Below are 23,091 nucleotides of genomic sequence, written 5' to 3'. Positions count from 1 at the left end.
GTGTGGGCGAGCGTGTGGACGACGGTGTGGACGAGGGGGTGCCCCCGACCCCCGCGCAGCGGCGCAGCGCCGGCCCCGGACCCCTCGTGCGGCACTGTGGACCGCTGTCGCTGCTGGCCGTCGGTGTCCTCTGCGCCGTCGGGGCGTTCGCCGTGCAGACGTGGTGGCACGCCGCGGGAGCGCTTGTCGTGCAGGCGCTCTGCCTCCCCCTCGTCGTCGGGGACGTCCGCGTCGCCCTGCGCCGGCTGCTGCCGTTGGGCATCGCGGCGGTCTCCGTCGGCTGGTCCACCGTCCTCGCCGGGGACAGCGCCGAACCCCTGTGGACGGCGCTCACGGCGGCCTTGCGGCTGCTCGTGCTCGTCCTGCCGGGAGCCCTGCTGCTCGGCTGGCTCGACCCCGCCGAGGCGGGAGACCACCTCGCCCAGCGGCTGCGCCTGCCGGGGCGCGTGGTCGTCGCCGTCGTCGTCGCGCTGGGCCGGCTCGACGCCCTCGCGGACTCCTGGGACCAGGTCGCGGCCGCCCGCCGCGTCCGCGGCCTGGGCCCGGGACGGGGCCCCGTCGGGCGGGTCCGGTGGGCGGCCTCGACGTCCTTCGGGCTGCTCGTCGACGCCGTCCGCGGTGCCGGGCGCGTGTCCCTCGCCATGGACGCCCGCGGCTTCTCAGCGGAGGGGGCCGGGCGGCGGACGTGGGCGCTGCCCGCGCCCTGGCGACGGGCCGACACCGTGCTCCTGCTCGTCGGGACGCTGGTCGCCGCGGTGCCCGCGCTGCTCCGTGCGGGGGGTGCGTTCCTCACGGTCACGACCTGACGGCTGACCTACCGGCCGTCCCGGCGGCGGAGGAGCCTCTCGGACAGGGCCCGCACCGCGCGGGTGCCACTCGGGGGAGGGCCAGGGTGTCGGGGCGGGTGACGAGCAGGGTGGCGAGGCGAGCTCCGGGCGGTGTGCCGGGCGGGGGCCTGGCGACCGTCGGGGGAGACCGTCGCGACCCTGCGCACGCCGTCAGCGCGTCCGGCGTCCACGTGCGGTCCGGGCCCTACCCGTCGTCGGACCTCGAGGGGGCCGCCGCCGCGGTCCTCCTCGAGGGTGTCGACCTCGACGTCCGCGCCGGTGAGGTCCTCGCCGTCGTCGGCCGTCGGGGGGCGGGCACGTCCACCCTGCTCTCGGTGCTGGCGGGCGGCACCCGTCCCACCGAGGGCTCCGTCCGCGTGCTGGGCCGGGACCCCGGCGCCGACACGGTCGCGACCCTGCCGTCGCACGCGGCCCTGTTCGACCACCTCACGGTGGAGGAGACGCTGTCGCTGTGGGCCGCGCTGCGCAGCCGTCCCGGTGCCGGCACCGACGAGCTGCTCGCCCTCGCCGACCTCACGGACGCCGCCCGGGTCCTCGTCCGCGGCCTCGCCCACGGGGAGCGGCAGCGGCTGCAGCTCGCCGTCACCTTCGCGGGCGGGGCACCCGTCGTCGTGTGCGACGAACCGGCCGGCGGGGCGGCTCCGGGCACGGCCCCCGCCCTGGCCGCGCTCCTGCGCCGGCACCGCGCCGACGGCGGGACGGCCGTCGTCGCCGGTGGTCGCCCGGAGGTCCTGGACGCCGTCGACGGGGCCCGCCTGCTCGCCGCCTGCGACCGCGTGGCCGTGCTGCGCCGCGGGCGGCTCGTCGCCGTCGCACCCGCCCGCGAGGTCGTCGAGCGGTTCGCCTCCCACGGCGGCGTGACGGCCCTCGTCGCCGACGCCGTGGAGGCCAGTTCGCTCGCCGCGACCCTGCCCGGGGCCACCTTCCGGCGCGTCGGGGACCTGACCCGCGTCGACGTGCCGGACGTGTCCCCCGACCGCTGGACCGCCCTCGCCTCCGGGCTGCGCACCCTGCGGGAGGTGCACCACCACGACGCCTCGCTCGCCGACGCCGTGCGGCGCGCCACGGCCGACCGCCGGCGGGCGCTGTGAGCCTCACGCGCGAGAGCGCCCGCGGAGCCACCACCGCGACCCCCGACACGGGCCGGCGGCAGCGCCCCTGCCCCCGCCGCCTCTCACCGTCCCGGGCGGCGCTGCGCGAGTCGCTGCGCGACCGGCCGTTGCTGGCGCAGGCCGTCGTCACCCCGCTGCTCGTCCTCGCCGTCGCCCTCCTCCTCGGACAGCTCGGCGGGTCCGGCGCACCGCACGTCGTGCAGGTCGCGGGCGGGCCGGCGGCGGGGGCCGTGGAACGCGCCTTCGCCGTCGCCGGTGACGAGGTGCGCCCCCCGACCGCCGGGACCGGACCCGACGACGTCCTCGGCGCCCCCGGCCCGGGGCTCGACGCGACCGTCACCGTCCCCGCCACCGGACCCGTCCTCGTGCGCGTGGCCCCGGCCGCCACGGGGGCGGCCGGGGACCTCTTCGAGACCGTGCAGCGCGCCCTGCCCGGCCGCGCCGTCCACGTCGTCGGACCCGACGGCCGGACCGCGCACGGCGTCGCCGGCCAGGTGCTGCCGGGCGTCGTCGTCCTCACCGCGGTCGTCCTGGCGCTGCCGGGCACCGCCGGCCGTGTCCGCCGCTGGCGGGCCAGCGGCACGCTCGCGCTCGTCATGGGCACGACGAGGGTGCGGGGGTTCCGCGCCGCCCGGTTCGCCGGGGCCCTGCTGCCCTCCCGGCTCCTGCTCGCCGTGCCCGCCGTCGTCGTGGTCGCCGTCGCCGACCCGCCCGGACCCGTCCCGTTCGTGCTGCTCGTCCTGCTCGCCACGGCCGGGACCCTCGCGGGCACGGCGGTCGGCGCACTCGTCGGCGGGTTCCTGCGGACGGGCCGGGAGACCGGCCCGGTGCTGTGGGTCGTGGCGGGTGTCGTGGGGTTGTTCGGCGGGGTCCTGCTGCCGTCCTCCGTGCTTCCCCCCGCGCTCGGCACGCTGCTCCGGTTCGTCCCCACGGCCTGGTTCGCCGACGGGGTGCGGTCGGTGCTCGCGGGGGGTCCGGCGACTCCGGCGCTGCTCTGCCTCGCCGGTCTGAGCGCCGTCGCCGTCCTCGCGTGGGCGGCGCTCGCCGGCGTGTGCGCGCGCTGCGCCCGGCTGTGAGGAACGCACCCGGGAACGGTGAGGTGCGCACTGACGCCCCGGGTTTTCCGGGGGCAGGCTCGGCCACGTCCACCGCACCGACAGTTCCCAGGGGGTTTCCGTGAACGTGGCCACCGAACGCGACAGCACCGCTCTGCGCACGGCGCTGGACGCCGAACTCGACCGCATCCTCGCCGCCGTCCCGCCGGGGCCGGCGCCCCGCCGGCCGGACCGGACCGTGTCGGCCAGCCCGTTGTGCCTGTGCTGGCCCGACGAGACCGACGAGTGAGCCGACCGTGACGAACGGCCCTCGCGGACTCGCGCCGCGGGGGCCGTGGCGCGTCCTGCGGGACCCGGGTGGGGGTTTCCTGCTCGACGACGACGAGGACCGGGTCCGCGTGCCGGACCGCTCCGCCCGCGCACTGGAACTGCTGCGCCGTCGGGGGGCCGTCGGCACCGACGACCTCGTCACCGGCCTCGGGGTCGCACCCGACGACGTGTCCGCCCTGGCCGGGGAACTGGCCGACCTCGTGCGCGCGGGGGTCCTCGTCCGCACCCCCGGACCGGGGTCCCCCACCGTCGCCGTCGAGGGGGTCGGACGGTCGGCCACCGCGGAACTGTGGACCGTCCTGGAGGCCGCGGGAGCAGGGTCCGCGGGGGAGGGACCGGCCCACCTCGTCGTCCTGACGTGCGACGACCACGCGGACCCGCGCCTGCCGGACCGGTTGACGGACCTGGGTCGCCGGTCGGCCGTCCTCCTCGTCCGCTGGGGTGCCGGCCGCTGTTGGATCGGTCCCCTGATCCCCGCCGGCCAGGGCCACCGCGCCACCGGCACCTGTCCGGCCTGTCTGGTCGAGGCGTTGCGCGGCAACGCAGAACCCGATCTCGCCGGGGCTGCGCACCCCGTCGGAGCGGGTGGCGCCGCGCTGCGCAGCGCCGCCGTCGGGGCGGTCGCGGCGGTCGTCGACGGCCTGCTCGAGGACCTCGCGAGCTACCACCCCGGAGTCTCGAACCCCTGGTCGACCGCGGTCCGCGAACTGCGGCTGCGCACCGCCGAGGTCGTCGTGCACCCCGTCCTGCCGTGCGCCGGGGACCGGCGTCCCGCTGACCCCGGTGCGGACCTGGCGAACCGGCTCGAGGGTTTCGTGTCGGCTCTGACGGGTTTCCTCGACCGGCCCACCGTGCGGCGTTCGGCCGCCGGGGTGTTCCTCGCCACCACCACCCACCCCGTGCGGCCACCGTCGGTGGGAGCGGGGGTGCAGCGCCGCCGGGCGACGGCGTTCGGGGCCGGGCGCACCGAGCGGGACGCGGTGACGACGTGCCTGGGGGAGGCCGTCGAACGTTTCAGCACCTCGTGGCGGCCGGACCCCGACGCCGTCGTCACCACGACGACCGCGCTGCGGGTGAGCGGTTCCCGCGTGTTCCTGCCGGTCGCGCGCCGGGACGGGGCCTGGCGCGAGGACGAGGCCACCGAGTTCCGCCGCGTCCGGGACCTCGTCTCCGGGGAGTGGCTCGACGCGTGGGTCCCGGCCGCCGCCGTCACGTTCGGCCACCCCCACCAGTGGGCGGCCGCGGCGGCGCGACCGGACTCCACGGGCTGCGCCGCGGGCCGCGACACGGCCGACGCCGCCCGGCGCGGGCTCGCCGAACTCCTCGAGCGCGACGCGGTCGCCTCCTGGTGGTGGCCACGGGAATCCCGTCCGGGCGTCGAGCACCCCGATCCCGGTCGGATGGCCGCCGACCTCGCCGCCCACGGACGCCGGGGGTGGTTCCTCGACCTCACCGGTGCCGGCGGGGTTCCCGTCGTCGTCGCCGTGGGGGTGCTGACGGACGGGACGGGCGTGACGCTCGGTTTCGGGGCAGCCCCCACGCCCGGGGAGGCCGTGGTCCGCGCGGGTGAGGAACTGCTGCAGGTCCTCGCGTGCCTGGAGTTCAGGAGCGAGCTCGCCCTCGACGGTGCGGGCTCCGCCGCGTGGCGGGCCGAGCACGTCGAGGACCACCCCCACCTGCTGCCCCACGGCGTCCGCCGGCCCGGGGACCCCGTGGGAGGTGCGGATCCGCTCGCGCAGTGGAACTCCCGGCTGCTCGCGGCGGGCTGCGAGGTGGGTTTCGTCGACCTCACGCACCCGCGCCTGGGGGTTCCCGTCGTCCGGGTCGTCAGCCCGCAGCTGCGGTCCTGGCGGCGTCCCGTCGGCCCCGGCGCACCCGCGGAGCTCAACCCCTGGGACCTGCCGGTCTGAACGTCCCGTGGGGGCCGTCGCGGGGGACCGGTGCGGGATACGGTGTGCGGCGTGCGACCCCCGCCTGCCCCCCGGAGCCGCCGGGCACGGGTGCGCCGCGTCCCCGCGGTCGGGGGCACCGTCACCCGCCGGTTGCAGGCCCTGGCGGTCGCGCTGTTCCTGCTCTGCGCCCTGGGGTTGTCGGTCTCCGTCGTGGGGGACGTCCGTGCGGGTCGGCTGGCCTGGGTACCGCCGGGTTCGGGGTCCACGGAGGTCCTGGCGCTGGGGGTCGTCGCGCTGAGCGCCGTGACCGCGGGCGGTGTCACCGTGGCGGTGCTGCGCCGGACGCTGTCGCGCACGGGCGTGCGGTCGCGGGGGTCGGCGCTGCTCGCCCTCGCGGCGGTCGCGTACGTGCCCGCGCTGCTGCTGGGGCCCGGGTGGCTCGCCTGGTCGGCGGTGACGGCCTGCTTCGTCCTGGAACTCCTCACGACCCGGCCAGCCGTCACCCTCGCCGCGGTGGGACTGGTGCTGCAGGTCACGCTCACGCGGGCCGCGGGCGCGGCCTGGGGGACGTCCGTCTTCGCCGGGGTGAGCTACGTCGCGACGTCCGTCCTGCTGTTCCTGGTCCTGCGGTGCGTCAACACCTACCGCGAGCTGGAACTGGCCCGGGCCGAACTCGCCCACGCCGAGGTGCTCGCCGAGCGGGTCCGGGTCTCCCGCGACCTGCACGACCTGCTGGGGCGCAACCTCGCGGCGATCTCGCTCAAGGTGCAACTGGCCCGGCGGCACCAGCGGGGTGCGCGGGAGGAGGCGCTGGCGGCGGAACTGGACGACGTGCTGGCGCTCAGCCACGCGGCCGCGGCCGACCTTCGCGCGCTCGTCGCGGGGTACCGGGTGCTGACGGTGCGGACGGAACTCGCCGCGGCGGTGCGGTTGCTGACGGACGCGGGGGTGCGTTGCGAGGTGGACGCGGATCCCGACGCCGACCTCGGGGCGGCCGACGACGTCGTGGCCTGGGTGCTGCGGGAGGCGGCCACGAACGTCGTCAAGCACGCCCAGGCGTCGGTGTGCAGCGTGTCCGTGGGCGTCGGACCGGCCGGCCGGTCGGCGCCCGCGGGGACGACCGGCGTCGTGGAGCTCGTGGTGGAGAACGACGGCGCCACCGGCGTCGTCGGGGACGACGGGTCCGGTCTCGTCGGGGCCCGTGAGCGCGTGCAGACCCTCGGGGGTTCGCTCGAGGTCACGGCCCGTCGGGACACGTTCCGGGTGGTGTGCCGTGTGCCCGTGCGCGCGGTCGCCGGCCCGCAGGAGGAAGGGGGACGGCCGTGATCCGCTTGCTGGTCGCCGAGGACATGCACATCGTCCGGTCCGCGCTCGTCGCGCTGCTCGACGGCGAGGACGACCTCGAGGTGGTCGCCTCGGTGGCCCGCGGCGACGAGGTGCTCGACGCGCTCGCGTCGACCGCCGTCGACGTCGCGGTCCTCGACCTGGAGATGCCCGGGGGCGACGGGGTGTCGGTGGCCGCGCGCATCCGCCGGGAGGTGCCGGGGACGAAGGTCGTCATCCTCACCGCGCTGGGTCGCCCGGCGGCGGTCCGCAGCGCGCTGGCCGCCGGGGTCGACGGCTTCGTCCTGAAGAACGCGCCGGTCGAGGAACTGGTGGACGGCATCCGCCGGGTGGCCTCGGGTGGGCGGGTGCTGCACCCCGAACTGGCCGCGGCGGCCGTGCAACGGGGGGACTCCCCGCTGACCCCGCGGGAGTCCGACGTGCTGACCCTCGTCGCCGAGGGGTGCACCGTGCGCGAGACGGCGCACCGGTTGTCGCTGTCGGAGGGGACCGTGCGCAACTACCTGTCCGTCGTCGTCGACAAGCTGCACGCGCGGAGCCGGACGGACGCCGTGAACATCGCCCAGGGGAACGGCTGGATCTGAACCTACGACCCTTAGGTGAAAACCTGCGTACAGTAGGAGGGTGCCCCGCGCCCCGCTGACCGCCGCCACCGTCGTCCTGCGGGCGGCGGACCTCGCGGACGCCCAGGGCCTCGACGCCGTGACGCTGGCCGCCGTCGCCCGCTCGCTGGGCGTCCAGACGCCCAGCCTCTACGGCCACGTGCGGGACCTGGCGGCGCTGCGCGACGGGGTCACCGTCCTCGCCCTCGACGAACTCGCCGACCGGGTGGCCGACGCCGTGGTCGGCAGGGCCGGCGCGGACGCCCTCGAGGGTTTCGCGACGGCCCACCGCGTGTTCGCGCACGAGCACCCGGGGCGGTGGGAGGCGCTGCACCGCAGGGCCGGACCGGAGGCCGTGGAGACCACCGCGGCGGGTCGCGTCGTCCGGCTCACCGAGGCCGTGCTGCTCGGCTACCGCGTCCCGGCGGCCGACCGCGTCCACGCCACCCGCGTGCTCGGCGCCGCCCTCAGCGGCTTCCTCGACCTGGAACGCCTCGGCAGCTTCGACCACCGCTCCCCGGCCCCGGAGGAGTCCTGGCGCGAACTCCTGCGCTCGCTGCACCTCGTCCTGTCGCGCTGGACCACTCGCGACCCGTTCCCCTCGGAGGGCCCCTAGTGACCGCACCCCTCGTCCCCGAGCTGTTCCACGGCGCGCTGGAGGTCGAACGCGCCGGTCGTGGGCTGCGCCCGCACCGGTTGCCGTCCGCGGTGCGGACCCGGGACGCCGACGCGCAACTGCTCTCGGCGCAGGCGCAACCGTCCGGTGTCCGGGTCGTCGTCGCCACGACGGCCCGGCGGCTCGACCTCCGCCTGCACGCCACGCGCCAGGCCCTCGGCGGGGTGCAACGCCTCCGCGGTGCGGTCGACGTCGTCCTCGACGGGGAACTGCACCGCACGCACGTCCTCACCGGCGGCACGCTCGTCGACGTCGACCTGCGGACCGGAGCCGCCACGACGGTCGAGGGACCCGACGAGCACGTGCTCGTCGAGGACCTGCCCGCGGGGGAGAAGGTCGTCGAGTTCTGGCTGCCGCACCTCGAGCAGGTCGACGTCGTGGGGTTGGACGCCGACGCCCCGGTCCGTCCCGTGACCCCCTCCGGCCCGCTGTGGGTCCACCACGGCAGTTCCCTCAGCCACGGGTCGAACGCCGCGAGTCCGACGCGCACCTGGCCGGCGATCGCGGCTCGCGCGGCGGGGGTCCGGTTGCAGAACCTCGGCTTCGGCGGCAGCGCGCTCGTCGACCCGTTCCTCGCCCGCGTCGTCCGCGACCGCCCGGCAGACGTCGTCAGCGTGAAGTTCGGCATCAACGTCGTGGGTGGCGACGCCATGCGGCGCAGGACGTTCGTCGCGGCCGTCCACGGGTTCCTCGACACCGTCCGCGACGGGCACCCCACCGTCCCGCTGCTCGTCGTCTCGCCGCTGCACTGCGCGCTGCACGAGGACACCCCCGGCCCGGGGTCCGTCGACCTCGCGGCCCTGGCCCGGGGGGAACTCCGGTTCACCGCCACGGGTGCACCGGGGGACACTGCGGGCGGACGGTTGACGCTGCGCGTCGTGCGGGACGCGCTGCGCGAGGTCGTCGCCGCCCGCGGTGACGACCCGCACCTGCACCACCTCGACGGGCTCGAGCTGTTCGGCGCGGCCGACGAGTACGAGCACCCGTTGCCGGACGCCCTGCACCTCGACACGGCCGGGCACGCCGTCGTCGGGCGCCGGTTCACCGAGCGGGTCTTCGGCGCCGGGGGAGCCTTCGACCGCGGCTGAGTCTCACGGGTTCCGGCCGGCCCGCACGAGCCCCCACTCGTACGCCGCGATGACGGCCTGAACCCTGTCGCGCAGTCCCAGTTTCGCTAGGACGTTGCCCACGTGCGTCTTGACGGTCGTCAGGGACACGACGAGGTCGGCGGCGATCTCCGCGTTGGAGGAGCCTTCGGCGATGCGGCGCAGGACGTCGAGCTCTCGCGGGGTCAGCGCCTGCAGACGGGCGTCGAGGTCGTCCCCGGGACTCCCCTCCGGATCGGTGGGCAGCTGCGTGGCGAACAGGTCGAGCATCCTGCGCACCAGACGGGGGGCCACGACGGAACTCCCGGAGTCCACGACGCGGATCGCATCGACGAGTTCCTGGGGCCCGGCGCTCTTGACGAGGAACCCGCTCGCCCCCGAACGCAGGGCGGCGAACGCGTACTCGTCGACGTCGAACGTGGTGAGCACGAGCACCCGCGAGGCCGGGTACCGCTCGGCGATGCGCCGGGTCGCCTCGATCCCGTCCATCCCGGGCATCCGGACGTCCATGACGACGACGTCCGGGGCCAGGGCCTGCACCTGCTCCAGTGCGACCGCCCCGTCGGACGCCTCGCCGACGACCTCGAGATCGGGTTCGGACTCGATGACGAGGCGGAACCCCATGCGCAGCAACGCCTGGTCGTCCACGAGCAGCACGGTCGTCACGCGCGGGCCTCCCCACCGGTCGGCAGGACGAGGTGGATCCGCCAGCCGCCCCCGTCGACGGGGCCGGCCTCCACCGCTCCGCCGAGGAGGGTCGCCCGTTCCCTCATCCCGACGAGCCCGAGGTGGGTGCCGCCGCCGTCGCCCGCCCGGACGCCCCCGGCGTCCACGACCTCGACCTCGAGGGTGGCGTCCTCGCGGCGCAGCACCAGCAGGACCGAGGGAGTCCCCGGGGCGTGCCGCAGCACGTTGGTGAGCGCCTCCGTCACGATCCGCACGACGGCCAGGCGCACCGCGGTGTCCGCCGGCAGCGGGGCCTCCAACCCGTCGGTGGTCAACGGCAGGCCGGCCGCCCGGAACCTCTCGACGACGCCGTGCAGGTCCGTCTCGGTGGGGCTCGTGGGAACGACCGGCGCCCGGCCCTGGAGTTCCTGCGGGTGCAGGGAACCCAGCACGCTGCGCATGTCGGCCAGGGCGTCCCGACCCGTCGCTGACAGTTCGGCGAGCGCCCGTCGGGAGGCGTCCGGTGCCCGGTCGAGCGCGGAGGCCGCACCGTCGGACAGCGCCACCATCACCGAGACGCTGTGCGCCACGATGTCGTGCACCTCGCGGGCGATCCGGGCCCGCTCGGCCGAGCGCGCGAGAGCCGCGCTGGTGTCGCGTTCGCGGGCCATCGCGGCGTACCGCTCCACGAGGTCGTGGGCGTGCTGCCGGCGGGCCTGCGCCCAGGCACCCGTCACCCCGCCCAGCACCAGGAGGGCGAGCAGCAGGAACAGCGTCCAGGAGCGGCGACCCGTCGAGGGGTCCGGTGCGCTCAGCCGCTGGAAGGGAACGCCGTCGACCGGCGGCAGTTCGTCGCTCCACAGCAGGACCTCGGCCAGACCGATGACCTGCCAGCGCAGCACGGCCACCGACACGACGACGAGGCCGGCAGTTCCCACGGCCCACGTGGTGCGGGCGCTGTGCCGGGCCGCGACGGCGTGCAGCGCCCAGGCCAGGCAGAACCCCAGCACCCCGAGCACCTGCCCCAGCACCAGGGAGACCACGGCCAGCGCGGTCAGCACGCCGGTGACGGCCAGGGGCCACCGGTTCCGGCCGACGAGGGCCAGGGCCCCGGCCACCGTCCCGGCGAGCCACGTCGTCACGGAGCGCTCGCCCAGCGGGGACCCCGGCGCGAACAACCCCAGGCTCGTGGCCCCGCGCACGGTCTCCGACACGGCGAGGGCGGTGACCGACCCGACGAGCAGCACGAGCGTGACGACGAGGACGTGCGCGGTCCAGGGGTGGGCCAGCAGCAGTTGGCGCGGTGTCGTCTGGTGCTGCACCTGCGACGCGGTGAGGGTCGGGGTCGTCACCGCGTCACCCTCCCACCGGTCGCTCGGGTCACGAGACGTCACGACGCACCAGCCGGAACCCCGCCAGGGCGGTGAGCGCGACGCACCACGCCGCCAGGACCAGCCCGCCGCCCCCGACGCCGAGGTGGGGGCCGTGACCGGCGCCCAGCGCCGAGAGCCGGGCCTCGTCGGCGAACATCCGCGTCCCGCTGCTCGGGAGCAGTGCGCGCACCGTGTCGACGACGTGCCCCGGGTGGGTTGCCAGCACCTGGTCGAGGAGCACGAACAGCGCCACCGCCGTGGCGAGCGCTGCGAGCGGCCGTCGCAGGAGCGAACCGAGCAGCACCCCGCACACCCCCGCGCCGGCGAGGAACAGGACGTACCCGACGGCGGTGCGCAGGTCGGAGGGGCTGGACAGCGTCCACGAGAGCCCCGCGGTCCGTCGTGCTCCGGCCGTCGCGGCGAGGGAGACGGAGATCGCAGCGACCCCCGTCACCAGGGTCAGGGCGGTGGTCAGCACGACCTGGGCGAGGAGGACCGGGATGCGACGGGGCACCGCCGCGTACGTCGTGAGGGAGGTCCCGACGGTGAAGTCCGTGCTCCCGACCAGCACCCCGAGGACGAGGGGCCCGAGCTGGGCGAGCAGGTACCCCGAACTCGCCAGGGAACTCGCGCTCACCGCGTCCCCCGGCCCGGCGAACAGTCCGAGGACGAACGCCAGGACCGCTGCGGCGCAGACGGTCCCGGCGGTGAGCCAGGTGGTCGACGACAGGCTCGCGAGCTTCGTCCACTCCGCCGCGACCACGCGGGCGGCGGTCACGCCGACCTCAGACGAGGTCACGACGACGCAACCGGACCGCGGCGACGGTCAGCGGGACCGCCACCCAGCACCCCAGGACGAGAGCGGAACCGGCCGCCCCGAGGTCGGGAGCACCGTCGAGCCCGCCGCCGCCGGGGTTCGTCAACACCGCTCCCGCGCCGACGGGGGTGAAGCTCTCCACCGTGTTCACCACGGCCGTCGCCGCGGGCGGGTCCTCCGGGTCGTGCACCGCCACCGGGTCGTCACCGGTGTCGGCCGCGATCGAGAGCACCACGGGGGCGACGAGGAACAGGACCACCGCTGCGACCAGCGCGGGGACCGGACGGCGCAGCAGGGCGCCGAACGCCAGGCCCAGCAGCCCGGCGCCGACGAGGAAGCCGCCCGACCCGAGCAGGAGTCCGGGCACCCCGGCCGTCGCGAGGTCGGGGGTCATCTCGCGCGAGGCGGCCGCGGGCAGGATGCCCAGGACCGCCGCGGCGACGCTCAGCACACCGGTCCACAGGGCGACGGCGGCCGTCACCACGGCCTGGGCGAGCAGGACGGGGATCCGCTGCGGCACAGCGGCGAACGTGGAGCGGAAGGTCCCCGTGCTGTGCTCGCCGGCCCCGACGACCACCCCGAGGACCAGGACCCCGAGGAAGGCCAGCGGGAGGACGTCCGCGAGGCCCCGCGTCGGGACGAACCCCGGGTCGCCGGCGGAGGCGCTGGACGACAGGTGGGTGAGGAACCCCACGAGCCCGACGGTCGCCACCACGACGACGTGGGTGGAGCGCAGCCCCAGGAGCTTCGTCCACTCCGCGTGGACGACGCGGGGGAAGGACGGACCGGGGGCCCTCACCGGGAACCCGCCCGGTGTTCGACGGAACCGCCGGTGAGTTCCAGGTAGGCCGCCTCGAGCGAGCCGGCCTCCGCGGTGAGTTCGAGGAGCGTCGCGCCCACCTCACCGGCGACCGCGCCGACCTCCTCGAGGGATGCGCCCCGCACGTGGAGGGCGCCGTCGGGCTCGACCGCGACGGCGGCCCCGGCCCGCACGAGCGCCGGGGCCAGCCGGTCCGGGACGGTCGTCCGCACGCGGACCACGCCGGCGGCCCGGGAGCGTTCGAGGAGTTCGGCCACGGACGCGTCGGCGAGCAACCGCCCGCGGCCGACGACCACGACCCGGTCCGCGCAGAGGGCGAGTTCGTGCATGAGGTGGGAGGACAGGAACACCGTCCGGCCCTCGGCCGCCAGGTCCCGCACGAGCGAGCGGATCCACAGCACGCCGTCGGGGTCGAGGCCGTTGACCGGTTCGTCGAGCACCAGGGTCGAGGGGTCTCCCAGCAGGGCCGCTGCGATCCCGAGGCGCTGGCCCATGCCGAGGGAGAAACCCTTCACCCGGCGGCCTGCGACGGACTGCAGTCCCGTCAGTCCGAGGACCTCGTCCACCCGGGAACGGGGGATGCCGTGGGTGCGGGCCAGTGCGAGGAGGTGACGGAAAGCCGTTCGTCCCGGGTGCGCGGACCGCACGTCGAGCATCGCGCCGACGGTGCGCAACGGAGCCCGTAGGTCCGCGTACCGCTGCCCGTCGACGAGCACGCTGCCGGCGGTGGGGCGTTCGAGGCCCAGGACCATCCGCATCGTCGTGGACTTGCCAGCTCCGTTCGGGCCCAGGAAACCCGTCACCGTCCCGGGGTGGGCCGTGAAGGACAACCCGTCCACCGCCGTCGTCGTCCCGTAGCGCTTGGTCAGCGCCTCCGCCGTGATCATGCGTCCTCCCCAGGTGTCCGCCGCCGGCACCCGCCGGCTCTCGTCCACGACGCTAGGGAGGCCGGGCCACGGGGAGCACCTGCCGCAGGACGAGATCGCGGCGGGTGCTCCTCCTCCTGGAGGAGGAGGGCGTTCAGCGGCGGGGAGTGAACCCGGTGCGGTCGGCGTCGGTGATCTCCCGCAGCACGCGCGCGGGGTTTCCGGCCACGACGACCCCCGCGGGGACGTCGCGCGTGACGACGCTCCCGCCGCCGACGACGGCACCGTCGCCGATGCTGACGCCGGGCAGCACCGTCGCCCCACCGCCGATCCAGACGGCGTTCCCCAGCGTGATGGGTGCGGCCCGGCAGGCGCCGGCGGCGCGTTCCACGGGGTCCAGGACGTGGTTCGACGTGTAGAGCCCCACCTTCGGGCCGAGGAGGACGTCGTCGCCGACGGTGATGGGCGCGCCGTCGAGCATCACGCAGTCGAAGTTGGCGAAGAAGCGCGAGCCGAGGTGGATGTTCCGGCCGAACTCGCACCGGAAGGTGGGTTCGAAGGTCACCTCCGCGCCCATCGACCCCACGACGCGACGCAGCAACTCCTCCCGCACCGCGGACGGCTCGCCGGAGGAGGCGTTGTACGCGTTCGTGGCGCGCACCGCGTCGGCCCGCGCCGCGAGGAGTTCGGGGGTCAGGTCGTCGTACACCGCGCCGGTGGCGATGTGCGCGAACTGCTCGGCCGGGTCCATGGAGTTCCTCACGGGTCGGGGATGCGGACGGAGAGCCACCTGAGTGTACGCTCGTACCATGTCCGCGCGCCCGGTTGCCCCGGCCTCCCGCCGCGGGGCCGGCAGGCGGCGCCACGAACCGGACCGCCGGCAGCGCATCCTCGAGGTCACCCTCGACGTCATCGCCGCGCACGGCGTCGCCGGCACCACCCACCGCAAGGTCGCCGCCGCCGCCGACGTCCCCCTGGGGGCCATGACCTACTACTTCCGAGGCCTCGCGGACCTGCTCAGCTCGGCGTTCACGGTGCTCGCGCAGCGGTGGGGTGACGCCTTCGAGTCCGCGATGGCCGCGGTCCCCCAGGGTGCCGACCCCCGGGAGGCCGTGGCGGACGCGGTGCTGGCCGGTCTCGCCGACGACGCGGACACCGACCCCGTGACGGGGTCCCGGCGCCAGGCGGTCCTGGCCTACGAGCTGTACGCCCTCGCGGCGCGCGATCCCGCGGTCCGCGAGGTCACCCAGGCGTGGATGGAGCGCACCCGCGCGGCGCTGCGGCGGCACTTCGCGCCGGAGGACGCGCGGGTCCTCGACGCGCTCGTCGAGGGCCTCACCCTCCACGCGGTCCTGTCCACGGAACCCCTCGACCCCGCGCGGTTCCGCGCCGACGTCGCCCGGCTCGCCCCGCCCCCGCTCGCACGCCCTGTCTCCCCCTGAAGGACGGACCAGCCCACCGTGTACTCGCTCCTCCTGGCGATCGTCTACGTCGCCTTCATCAGCCTGGGGCTGCCCGACTCCCTGCTCGGGGCGGGGTGGCCCGTCATGCACGAGGACCTCGGGGTCTCCCTCGGCCTCGCGGGTGTCCTGACGATGATCATCGCGGGCGGCACGATCGTCTCCAGCCTGGCCTCGGACCGGCTGACGCGGCGGTGGGGTGCGGGCCTCGTCACGGCCGTGAGCGTGGGGACGACCGCGGTGGCCCTCCTGGGGTTCTCCGTCTCGCCCTCGTTCTGGGCGCTGTGCCTGTGGGCCGTGCCGTACGGCCTCGGGGCCGGGGCGGTGGACGCGGCCCTCAACAACTACGTCGCGCTGCACTACGCCGCCCGGCACATGAACTGGTTGCACAGCTTCTGGGGCGTCGGCGCCTCCATCAGCCCGTTCATCATGAGCTACGCCCTCAGCGCCGGCTGGGGCTGGTCCAGCGCCTACCGGATCGTCGGGATCACGCAGGTCGTGCTCACGGTGCTCCTCGTCGTCAGCCTCCCGTTGTGGGGCAAGGTGAACCGCGTCCCGCCGCAGCACGGGGAACCGGACGCGGACCCGGACGGGGAACCCGTGCGCCAGGGGCACGTCCCCCTCGCCCAGGTCCTGCGGATCCCGGGGGTGGTCCTGGTCCTCGTCGCCTTCTTCGCGTACTGCGCCCTGGAGAGCACCTCGATCCTCTGGGCGGCGACGTACCTGGTCGACGACCGGGGTGTGAGCCCCGCCTCGGCGGCCGCGTTCGCCTCGATGTTCCTGCTGGGGATCACCGGCGGCCGGTTCCTGGCCGGGTTCTTCGCCGACCGGGTGGGGGACACGCTGCTCATCCGCGGAGGTTTCGCGACCGTGGGGCTCGGGGTCGTGATGATCGCGCTGCCCGTCCCCACCGACGCCCTCGCCCTGGCCGGGCTCGTCGTCGCAGGTCTCGGCTGCGCCCCCGTGTACCCGGCGATCATCCACTCCACGCCCGTGAACTTCGGGCGCGAGAACTCCCAGGCGGTCATCGGCATCCAGATGGCGGCGGCCTACAGCGGGTCCACCCTGGCGCCCCCGGCGTTCGGGGCCCTCTCGACGTGGGTGGGCACGGGTGTCCTGCCGGCGTTCCTCGCGGTCCTCGTCGTGCTGGGTCTGGTGATGTCCGAACGCCTCAACCGGCTCGTGGCGCGACGGTGAGGGGCGTCAGGCCCGGAACCGGTCGGCGGACAGCCGGATCCCTGCGAGCAGGAGGTCCAGGCCGGCCCGGAACTGCTCCCCGTCGTCGTGGGCCGCGAACTCGTCGAGGATGAAGTGCACGAAGGGGAACTCCTGGCGGTCCATGGCCCGCCACTGCGCGAGGGCCGCGCCCAGGTCCCCGTCGCGTTCGGGGACCACCCCGTCCTTCGTCGGCGCCGCGGGCTGACGGCCCAGGTCGGCGGCGGTCCCGACGACGAAGCCCAGCACCGCTGACACGGCCTCGAAGCTCTGCCGGGGCGGCATTCCCAGCCGCATGACCTGCTGGCCGAGGCGCTCGTAGTAGAGCATCCCGTTCGGTTGCTGCTCGGTGGTGCCGAGGAAGCGGGCCCCGAGCCACGGGCGGACGACGACCGCGTCGAAGAACGCGACCGCGGTGGCGCGCACGTCCTCGAGCGGGTCCTCGGCGTCAGTGCGGCCCTCGGTGGCCGCCAGGACCGACCCGAGCACGTGGTCGGCCGCGAGGTCGACGAGTTCGTCCTTGCTCGAGACGTACCAGTAGATGCTGCCGACCCCACCGCCGAGGCGGGCCGCGAGGGCGCGGAACGTCATGGCGGACTCGCCCGCCTCGTCGAGCAGGGCGACGGCCTCGCTGACGACCGCCTCCAGCGAGTGCGAGGCCCGCCGTCGGGGTGTGGCGGCCGCCCGGGCGGCCGCTCCCGCCCGACCTCCTCCCCGGGGGCGGTCGGGCCCGCCGGAGCGGGTGCGAGGGGGCGTCCGCGCGTCTGCCATGCGTCCATCCCACCACACCCTCGACATCGGACCGAACGTCGTTCTATGCTGACCGAACGTCGTTCGATCACGAGCGGCCACCGTCGAGAGGACAGCCGCCGTGAACACCACCCCGCCATCGACAACCCCGAGCTACACCTCGCTGCGCGCAGCGTGGATCCCCCTGCTGGCCCTGTGCCTGGCCTTCTTCGTCGAGATGGTCGACAACACGCTGCTGACCATCGCCCTGCCGACCATCGGCCGGGACCTCGGCAGCGGCACCACCGCCCTGCAGTGGGTCACCGGCGCCTACTCCCTGACCTTCGGCGGGCTGCTGCTCACCGCGGGCTCCGCCGCCGACCGCTTCGGCCGGCGCCGGGTGCTGCTCGTCGGCCTCACGGTCTTCGGGGCGGTCAGCCTGCTCGCCGCGGTCGTGACGACCCCCGGCGAGCTCATCGCCCTGCGGGCCGCACTGGGCGTGGCCGCCGCGGCCATGGCGCCCATCACGAACTCGCTGGTGTTCCGGCTCTTCGAGGACGAGGCGCTGCGCATGCGCGCCATGACGGTGATGATCGTCGTCGGCATGAGCGGTTTCGTCCTCGGCCCGCTGCTCGGCGGGACGGCCCTGGCCCACGTCGGTTGGCAGTGGCTGCTCGTCGTCAACGCCCCCATCGCCCTCGTCGCCTGGATCGGGGTGCGCCTGGGCGTTCCCGCCGACCGGCGCGAGGGGCTGACCGACGACGCCCTCGACCTGCCCGGTGCCGCGCTGTCCACCGCGACCATCGGCCTGGCCTGCTACGTGCTCACCAGCGGGATCGAGCACGGCTGGACCTCGCTCGTCACCGTCGGCTCCGCGGTGGGGGCGGTGCTGGCCCTGCTCGGGTTCGTCCAGCGCGAACGCACTGCCGCGCAGCCGATGCTGGACCTGGCGCTCTTCCGCGACGGGACCGTCCGCGGCGCCGCCGTGGCGCAGGTGGGGACGTCCATCGCCATGTCCGCGGTGATGTTCAGCCTGATCCTGCACTTCCAGTACGCCTACGGCTGGAGCCCCGTGCGCGCCGGGTTGGCGAACCTCCCGCTGATCCTGACGATGATCGCCGCGACGCCCGTCTCCGAACAGCTCGCCCGCCGCCTCGGGCACCGGACCGCCTGCCTCGTCGGGGCCGGACTGCTGACCGCGTCCCTGCTCGGCCTCGCCCTCGGGGTGGACCACGGCTACCCCGTCATCGCCGCCTGCATGGTGGTCCTCACCGTCGGGCTGCGGACCGTGATGACCATCTGCGCCGTGGCCCTCGTCGGTGCCGCGCCGGAGAACCGCACCTCCCTGGCGGCCTCGCTCAACGACACCGCGCAGGAGGTCGGCACCAGCATCGGGACGGCCGTCGTCGGCACCCTCATCGCCGCCCTCGTCACCGCCACCCTGCCCGCGGGGACGTGGAGCACCGCACTCGTGCAGTCGTTCTTCCACGGCGAGCGCATCGCGTTCACGGCCCTGGCGGTCGTCGTCGGTCTCGTCGCCGGGTTCGGGGCGGCGTCCCTGACGACCTCCCGCAGCACCGAGGAACCCGTCGGGGACGCACCCGCCCCCGCCGCCGTCTGAGCAGGTCGACCCGCGCAAGCCCTCGCTGGGCGATCATCCGGAGGAGTCCTCGTCGATCACGGGCGGCGGACGTCCACGAGGTCCTCGAGGCCGCGGTAGTCGTCGACGTTCGACGTGACGAAGGGTAGTCCGTGAGCTCGCGCAGTCGCCGCGATGATGAGGTCGACCCGACGCGGTCTGGGCTTGCGCCCGACCGCCACGACGGCCGCGTCGATGGCCGGGTAGGCCTCGAGAACCCGCCGCGACACGGGGAAGGGGTCGAAGACCGCCAACGCGACGTCGCACCGGCGCTGTCGAGCCGCCCGTTGCCGGGCGTCGGTGGCCGTGGTGACGCCGTTCGCCAACTCGAAGAGCGTGAGGATGGAGAGGGAGGCGCCGTCGACGACGATGCCGTCGAAGAGCACGTTGGTGTCGACCAGCACGGCCGCGTCCGTGGTCACCGTTCCGGGCGAGCGGGAGTCCGCTCGTAGGGGTCGTCCAGCTCGTCCTCGAGGGCTTGGCGGATGTCACGCTTGCACGCTTCCGCCTCGTCGCCGGACAGTGGCGCGTCTGCGTAGAGCGCGCGCAGCGCGTCGGCATCGACGAAGCGTTGCGGCTTCGCCGGGGGAGGGTCCATCCGGAGCACGCCGAAGCTCTCGCCGTTCACCGTGACCTCGAACTCCTCTCCGTCGCGCAGCTCGCGAAGGATCTTTCCGCTGTCGTTGCGGAGCTCGCGCTGGCTGATGCTCCTCATGGAGCGACTGCAGCAACACGTTGCTACAGGTGGGTCCCCGGTGCCGGCGCCGCTGTTCCCGTCACCGTCGTCCACCTCACCTCGGCAGGCGCCACACGTCCGCGAGCATCCCGCCGTCGGCGGTGTGCCGGGACGGGGCGGGGGAGTCGAGCACGACGAGCAGTTCCCGGCCGCCGGGCAGCAGGGCCAGGCCCTCCGGGTGGTCCTCGCCCTGACCGTGCGGGAGCTCGAGCACGACGGGCAGCTCGTCGGCGCGCACCACGTCCGCGGTCTCGACCGTGCACGCGCCGACCCAGCGGTGGACGCGGACGGGGCCGGACAACCCCATCGAGGGTCCGGTGAGCACGAGCAGGTCGTCGCCGTCGGGGCACAGGTCGCGGATCCCGAGCCCGCGCAGGTCCAGCAGGTGCGTCCGGTACGTCGAGCCGTCCTCGAACTCCTCCAGCACGAGGCGGTGGGGGTCCTTGCCGTGCGTCACGGGGCGCACCTCGAGCAGGACGGCCCAGCCGCGCAGGACGGGACCGCGCAGTCCCACGTACAGCCGCGTCCCGGCGGGTGAGTGGTGGACCGCCACACCCTCGACGTCGAGGCCGTTGTCCTTGGACGGGATGGACAGGAACGGGCCGACGAGGTCGTCGTCGCGCAGGTGCACCGTCAGGTCGTCGCCGTGCCCACCGAGCACGGCCGCCGTCAGCACCTCGCCGTCCACCTCGACCCGCCGCGCCGGCAGCCCGGTCGCGGGGTCGACGGGCAGCCGGACGAGGACGTAGCGGTTCGCCTCCCGGACGACGCGCCCCAGCCGCCTGCGGGCTTTGGCGTCACCGTCCCCGGGACGGATGCGCTTGCGCTTGAGGCTGTGCGACCCGATGGCCCACAACCAGTTCCCGTCGCGCGCCAGCCCCTCGACGTCGGCCTCCTCGTGCGGGGGGCCGGGCAGGTCGACGAGGTCGGCCAGGGCCACGCTCACCTGCTCGTCGTAGCCGGTCACGACGCCGTCGACCTCCTGGGCGGTGAGGCGCTCGACCGTCGCCGTCTCGTCGCCGGCCACCCACAGGAAGGGGCCGTCCGAGCGGACGGCCGAGAGGTTGACGTGCGTCGCGCCGGCCTTGGACGCATCGTCGAAGTGCAGCGGCACCTGGCGTTCGGGCTGTCCATCCACCTGTCGGTCCACACAGGGAGAGCGTCCGGGAGCCGTCCGCGGTTCCCGGGAACAAGAGGGCCCCTCCGCGAGTTGAGCCCATCAGACTCAAGTTCACGGAGTCTCCGCTTGACAGATCCGGAGCGTTCCGCGAACTTGAGTGGAGAAGGCTCAACAGTCACAGCTGCTCGGGAGGGCATTCACCATGGCACGTGCGGTCGGGATCGACCTCGGCACCACCAACTCCGTCGTCTCCGTCCTCGAGGGCGGCGAGCCGACGGTCATCGCGAACGCCGAGGGTGGGCGCACCACCCCCTCCGTCGTCGCCTTCGCCAAGAACGGCGAGGTGCTCGTCGGCGAGATCGCCAAGCGTCAGGCGGTCACCAACGTCGACCGCACGATCCGTTCCGTGAAGCGCCACGTCGGCACCGACTGGAACGTCGAGATCGACGACAAGAAGTACACGCCGCAGGAGATCAGCGCCCGCATCCTGCAGAAGCTCAAGCGCGACGCCGAGAGCTACCTGGGCGAGACGGTCACCGACGCCGTCATCACGGTCCCGGCCTACTTCTCCGACGCGCAGCGGCAGGCCACCAAGGAGGCCGGCGAGATCGCGGGGATGAACGTCCTGCGCATCATCAACGAGCCGACCGCGGCCGCCCTCGCCTACGGGCTGGAGAAGGGCAAGGAGGACGAGCTCATCCTCGTCTTCGACCTCGGTGGCGGGACGTTCGACGTGTCCCTGCTCGAGGTCGGCAAGGACGACGACGGGTTCTCCACCATCCAGGTCCGCGCGACCTCCGGTGACAACCACCTCGGCGGCGACGACTGGGACCAGCGCGTCGTGGACCACCTGCTGAAGAAGGTCCAGGGCGCGTACGGCATCGACTTGTCCAAGGACAAGATCGCGATGCAGCGTCTCCGCGAGTCCGCCGAGCAGGCCAAGAAGGAGCTGTCGACGGCCACCAGCACCGGCATCTCCCTGCAGTACCTGTCGATGACGGAGAACGGCCCCGTCCACCTGGACGAGCAGCTCACCCGCGCGCAGTTCGAGCAGATGACGCAGGACCTGCTGGACCGCACCAAGAAGCCGTTCCACGACGTCATCCGCGACGCCGACGTCAAGCTCGCCGACATCCACCACGTCGTCCTCGTGGGTGGTTCCACCCGCATGCCGGCCGTGACGAGCGTCGTGAAGGAGCTGACCGGCGGCAAGGAGCCCAACAAGGGCGTGAACCCGGACGAGGTCGTCGCCATCGGCGCCGCCCTGCAGGCCGGTGTCCTCAAGGGTGAGCGCAAGGACGTCCTGCTCATCGACGTCACCCCGCTGTCCCTGGGCATCGAGACCAAGGGCGGGATCATGACCAAGCTCATCGAGCGCAACACGGCCATCCCGACGAAGCGTTCGGAGGTCTTCACGACCGCCGACGACAACCAGCCCTCGGTGCTCATCCAGGTGTTCCAGGGTGAACGCGAACTGGCCCGCGACAACAAGCCGCTGGGCACGTTCGAACTGACCGGGATCGCCCCCGCCCCGCGCGGTGTCCCGCAGGTCGAGGTCACCTTCGACATCGACGCCAACGGCATCGTGCACGTGAACGCGAAGGACCGCGGCACGGGCAAGGAGCAGTCGATGACCATCTCCGGCGGCAGCGCGCTGTCGAAGGAGGACATCGAGCGGATGGTCAAGGACGCCGAGCAGCACGCGAACGAGGACAAGCAGCGTCGCGAGGAGGCCGAGGCCCGCAACCAGGCCGAGGCGCTCGTCTACCAGACCGAGAAGTTCGTCGCGGACAACTCCGACAAGCTGCCCGCCGACGGCAAGGCCACGGTGGAGTCCGCTGTGGCGGAGCTGAAGACGGCGCTGAACGGCACCGACGCGGCCGACATCAAGGCCAAGTCCGACGCCGTCGCCAAGGCCTCGCAGGAACTGGGCGCGGCCATGTACGCGGCGCAGCAGTCCGAGGGCGCCTCCGCCGGTGACGCGGGCTCGCAGGCCGGCCCCGACTTCAGCAAGAGCTCGTCCTCCGACGAGGACGTGGTGGACGCCGAGGTCGTCGACGACGAGAAGGACAAGTGATGTCGGAGGAGCTCTCCGAACCCACCGTGGTCCGCGACAACCGCCGCATCGACCCCGAGACGGGGCAGGTGCGCGGCCAGTCGGCCGAGGCACCCGCGTCCGCCGCACCCACGGCTCCGACCGTGGGGGGACCGGACGACGGGGCCGCCGACGCCGAACTCGACGCGGCGCAGGGCCTCGCGGCCGCCCGCCTCGACGAGCTGCAGCGCCTGAACGCCGAGTACGTGAACTACAAGAAGCGCGTCGACCGCGACCGCGACGTCGCCAAGAACGCGGCGATCGCGGGCGTGGCCGAGGCCCTGCTGCCGGTCCTCGACGACATCCACCTCTCGCGCGAGCACGGTGACCTCACGGGCCCGTTCTCCGCGATCGCGGACAAGCTCGAGGCGACGCTCACGCGGTTCGGCCTCGAGCGCTACGGCCAGGACGGCGAACCGTTCGACCCGGCCGTGCACGAGGCGCTCATGCACAGCCACTCCGACGAGTACGAGGTGGCGACGTGCACGAAGGTCCTGCAGCCGGGGTACAAGCTCGGCGACCGGATCCTGCGTCCGGCCCGGGTCGCGGTGGCCGACCCGCAGGGATGACCTGCGGACAACCAGACGACG

24 protein-coding genes are annotated in these 23,091 nt (G+C 74.5%); 14 read left to right on the top strand and 10 right to left on the bottom strand.

From position 1 onward, the window contains the following. The first annotated feature begins 38 nt into the window (after positions 1-38). The 9 genes from AB0637_RS09005 to AB0637_RS08965 all read left to right on the top strand — a co-directional run bounded on the left by AB0637_RS09005 (position 39) and on the right by AB0637_RS08965 (position 8,947). Entirely contained in the window at positions 39-806 is a 768-nt protein-coding gene (locus AB0637_RS09005) for an energy-coupling factor transporter transmembrane component T (protein WP_366171455.1), read from the top strand. Positions 807-916: 110 nt separating this feature from the next. After that, complete coding sequence (locus AB0637_RS09000) at positions 917-1,939, top strand: ABC transporter ATP-binding protein (RefSeq protein ID WP_366171453.1); 1,023 nt, start codon at positions 917-919, stop codon at positions 1,937-1,939. After that, on the top strand, positions 1,936-3,036 hold the full coding sequence (locus AB0637_RS08995; protein WP_366171451.1) for an ABC transporter permease: 1,101 nt from the start codon (positions 1,936-1,938) through the stop codon (positions 3,034-3,036). The genes AB0637_RS09000 and AB0637_RS08995 overlap by 4 nt, the downstream gene beginning before the upstream one ends. Positions 3,037-3,136: 100 nt before the next feature. Beyond that, positions 3,137-3,304 carry a hypothetical protein gene (locus AB0637_RS08990; RefSeq protein WP_366171449.1) on the top strand — a complete coding sequence of 56 codons (168 nt, stop codon included), beginning with the start codon at positions 3,137-3,139 and terminating at the stop codon, positions 3,302-3,304. Between the two features lie 7 nt (positions 3,305-3,311). Beyond that, positions 3,312-5,255 carry a YcaO-like family protein gene (locus AB0637_RS08985; protein WP_366171447.1) on the top strand — a complete coding sequence of 648 codons (1,944 nt, stop codon included), beginning with the start codon at positions 3,312-3,314 and terminating at the stop codon, positions 5,253-5,255. A gap of 51 nt (positions 5,256-5,306) precedes the next feature. Then, entirely contained in the window at positions 5,307-6,563 is a 1,257-nt protein-coding gene (locus tag AB0637_RS08980) for a histidine kinase (protein ID WP_366171445.1), read from the top strand. Then, complete coding sequence (locus tag AB0637_RS08975) at positions 6,560-7,165, top strand: response regulator transcription factor (RefSeq protein WP_366171443.1); 606 nt, start codon at positions 6,560-6,562, stop codon at positions 7,163-7,165. The genes AB0637_RS08980 and AB0637_RS08975 overlap by 4 nt, the downstream gene beginning before the upstream one ends. 40 nt (positions 7,166-7,205) lie before the next feature. After that, positions 7,206-7,799 (top strand): WHG domain-containing protein, encoded by a 594-nt coding sequence (locus tag AB0637_RS08970; RefSeq protein ID WP_366171441.1) that lies wholly within the window; start codon positions 7,206-7,208, stop codon positions 7,797-7,799. Next, a complete protein-coding gene (locus tag AB0637_RS08965) occupies positions 7,799-8,947 on the top strand; it encodes a GDSL-type esterase/lipase family protein (protein ID WP_366171439.1) in 1,149 nt (382 codons plus the stop codon). Before AB0637_RS08970 ends, AB0637_RS08965 begins: the two co-directional genes overlap by 1 nt. Positions 8,948-8,950: 3 nt before the next feature. Here the strand turns inward: AB0637_RS08965 and AB0637_RS08960 are convergent, their stop codons facing one another. From AB0637_RS08960 to AB0637_RS08935, 6 genes are all read right to left on the bottom strand, one after another. After that, positions 8,951-9,631, bottom strand: a complete 681-nt coding sequence (locus tag AB0637_RS08960) for a response regulator transcription factor (RefSeq protein ID WP_366171437.1) — start codon at positions 9,629-9,631, stop codon at positions 8,951-8,953. Next, on the bottom strand, positions 9,628-10,983 hold the full coding sequence (locus AB0637_RS08955; protein ID WP_366171435.1) for a histidine kinase: 1,356 nt from the start codon (positions 10,981-10,983) through the stop codon (positions 9,628-9,630). Before AB0637_RS08955 ends, AB0637_RS08960 begins: the two co-directional genes overlap by 4 nt. A gap of 28 nt (positions 10,984-11,011) precedes the next feature. Then, positions 11,012-11,782, bottom strand: a complete 771-nt coding sequence (locus AB0637_RS08950; protein ID WP_366171433.1) for a hypothetical protein — start codon at positions 11,780-11,782, stop codon at positions 11,012-11,014. 7 nt (positions 11,783-11,789) lie between these two features. Continuing rightward, positions 11,790-12,620 carry an ABC transporter permease subunit gene (locus tag AB0637_RS08945; RefSeq protein ID WP_366171431.1) on the bottom strand — a complete coding sequence of 277 codons (831 nt, stop codon included), beginning with the start codon at positions 12,618-12,620 and terminating at the stop codon, positions 11,790-11,792. Continuing rightward, the gene (locus tag AB0637_RS08940; RefSeq protein WP_366171429.1) at positions 12,617-13,528 is read right to left on the bottom strand and encodes an ATP-binding cassette domain-containing protein; all 912 of its coding nucleotides are present in this window, start codon (positions 13,526-13,528) and stop codon (positions 12,617-12,619) included. Before AB0637_RS08940 ends, AB0637_RS08945 begins: the two co-directional genes overlap by 4 nt. Before the next feature lie 133 nt (positions 13,529-13,661). Continuing rightward, entirely contained in the window at positions 13,662-14,258 is a 597-nt protein-coding gene (locus tag AB0637_RS08935) for a sugar O-acetyltransferase (RefSeq protein WP_366171671.1), read from the bottom strand. Between the two features lie 58 nt (positions 14,259-14,316). On the opposite strand from AB0637_RS08935, the gene AB0637_RS08930 reads away from it, so the two are divergent. Further along, on the top strand, positions 14,317-14,949 hold the full coding sequence (locus AB0637_RS08930) for a TetR family transcriptional regulator (protein ID WP_366171427.1): 633 nt from the start codon (positions 14,317-14,319) through the stop codon (positions 14,947-14,949). An 18-nt stretch (positions 14,950-14,967) separates the two neighbouring features. Next, on the top strand, positions 14,968-16,164 hold the full coding sequence (locus tag AB0637_RS08925) for an MFS transporter (RefSeq protein WP_366171425.1): 1,197 nt from the start codon (positions 14,968-14,970) through the stop codon (positions 16,162-16,164). A 6-nt stretch (positions 16,165-16,170) separates the two neighbouring features. Here the strand turns inward: AB0637_RS08925 and AB0637_RS08920 are convergent, their stop codons facing one another. Continuing rightward, positions 16,171-16,953 carry a TetR/AcrR family transcriptional regulator C-terminal domain-containing protein gene (locus tag AB0637_RS08920; RefSeq protein WP_366171423.1) on the bottom strand — a complete coding sequence of 261 codons (783 nt, stop codon included), beginning with the start codon at positions 16,951-16,953 and terminating at the stop codon, positions 16,171-16,173. Positions 16,954-17,053: 100 nt separating this feature from the next. Here AB0637_RS08920 and AB0637_RS08915 point away from each other — a divergent pair, with 100 nt between their 5' ends. Further along, on the top strand, positions 17,054-18,532 hold the full coding sequence (locus AB0637_RS08915) for an MFS transporter (protein ID WP_366171421.1): 1,479 nt from the start codon (positions 17,054-17,056) through the stop codon (positions 18,530-18,532). A 56-nt stretch (positions 18,533-18,588) separates the two neighbouring features. Here AB0637_RS08915 and AB0637_RS08910 read toward each other — a convergent pair whose 3' ends face one another. From AB0637_RS08910 to AB0637_RS08900, 3 genes are all read right to left on the bottom strand, one after another. Continuing rightward, positions 18,589-18,954 (bottom strand): PIN domain-containing protein, encoded by a 366-nt coding sequence (locus tag AB0637_RS08910; protein WP_366171419.1) that lies wholly within the window; start codon positions 18,952-18,954, stop codon positions 18,589-18,591. A 14-nt stretch (positions 18,955-18,968) separates the two neighbouring features. After that, positions 18,969-19,265: a hypothetical protein gene (locus AB0637_RS08905; RefSeq protein ID WP_366171417.1), complete on the bottom strand. Its 297-nt coding sequence runs from the start codon at positions 19,263-19,265 to the stop codon at positions 18,969-18,971. A gap of 76 nt (positions 19,266-19,341) precedes the next feature. Next, a complete protein-coding gene (locus tag AB0637_RS08900) occupies positions 19,342-20,424 on the bottom strand; it encodes a DUF3616 domain-containing protein (RefSeq protein ID WP_366171415.1) in 1,083 nt (360 codons plus the stop codon). A gap of 184 nt (positions 20,425-20,608) precedes the next feature. On the opposite strand from AB0637_RS08900, the gene dnaK reads away from it, so the two are divergent. Together dnaK and grpE are read left to right on the top strand one after the other, a co-directional pair. Beyond that, on the top strand, positions 20,609-22,483 hold the full coding sequence (gene dnaK, locus AB0637_RS08895; protein ID WP_366171413.1) for a molecular chaperone DnaK: 1,875 nt from the start codon (positions 20,609-20,611) through the stop codon (positions 22,481-22,483). After that, positions 22,483-23,070 (top strand): nucleotide exchange factor GrpE, encoded by a 588-nt coding sequence (grpE, locus tag AB0637_RS08890; protein WP_366171411.1) that lies wholly within the window; start codon positions 22,483-22,485, stop codon positions 23,068-23,070. Before dnaK ends, grpE begins: the two co-directional genes overlap by 1 nt. The last annotated feature ends 21 nt before the right edge of the window (positions 23,071-23,091 follow it).

The sequence above is a fragment of the Kineococcus sp. NPDC059986 genome (assembly GCF_040702905.1).
GTDB lineage: Bacteria > Actinomycetota > Actinomycetes > Actinomycetales > Kineococcaceae > Kineococcus.
This window is presented reverse-complemented; position numbering and strand designations above follow the sequence as displayed.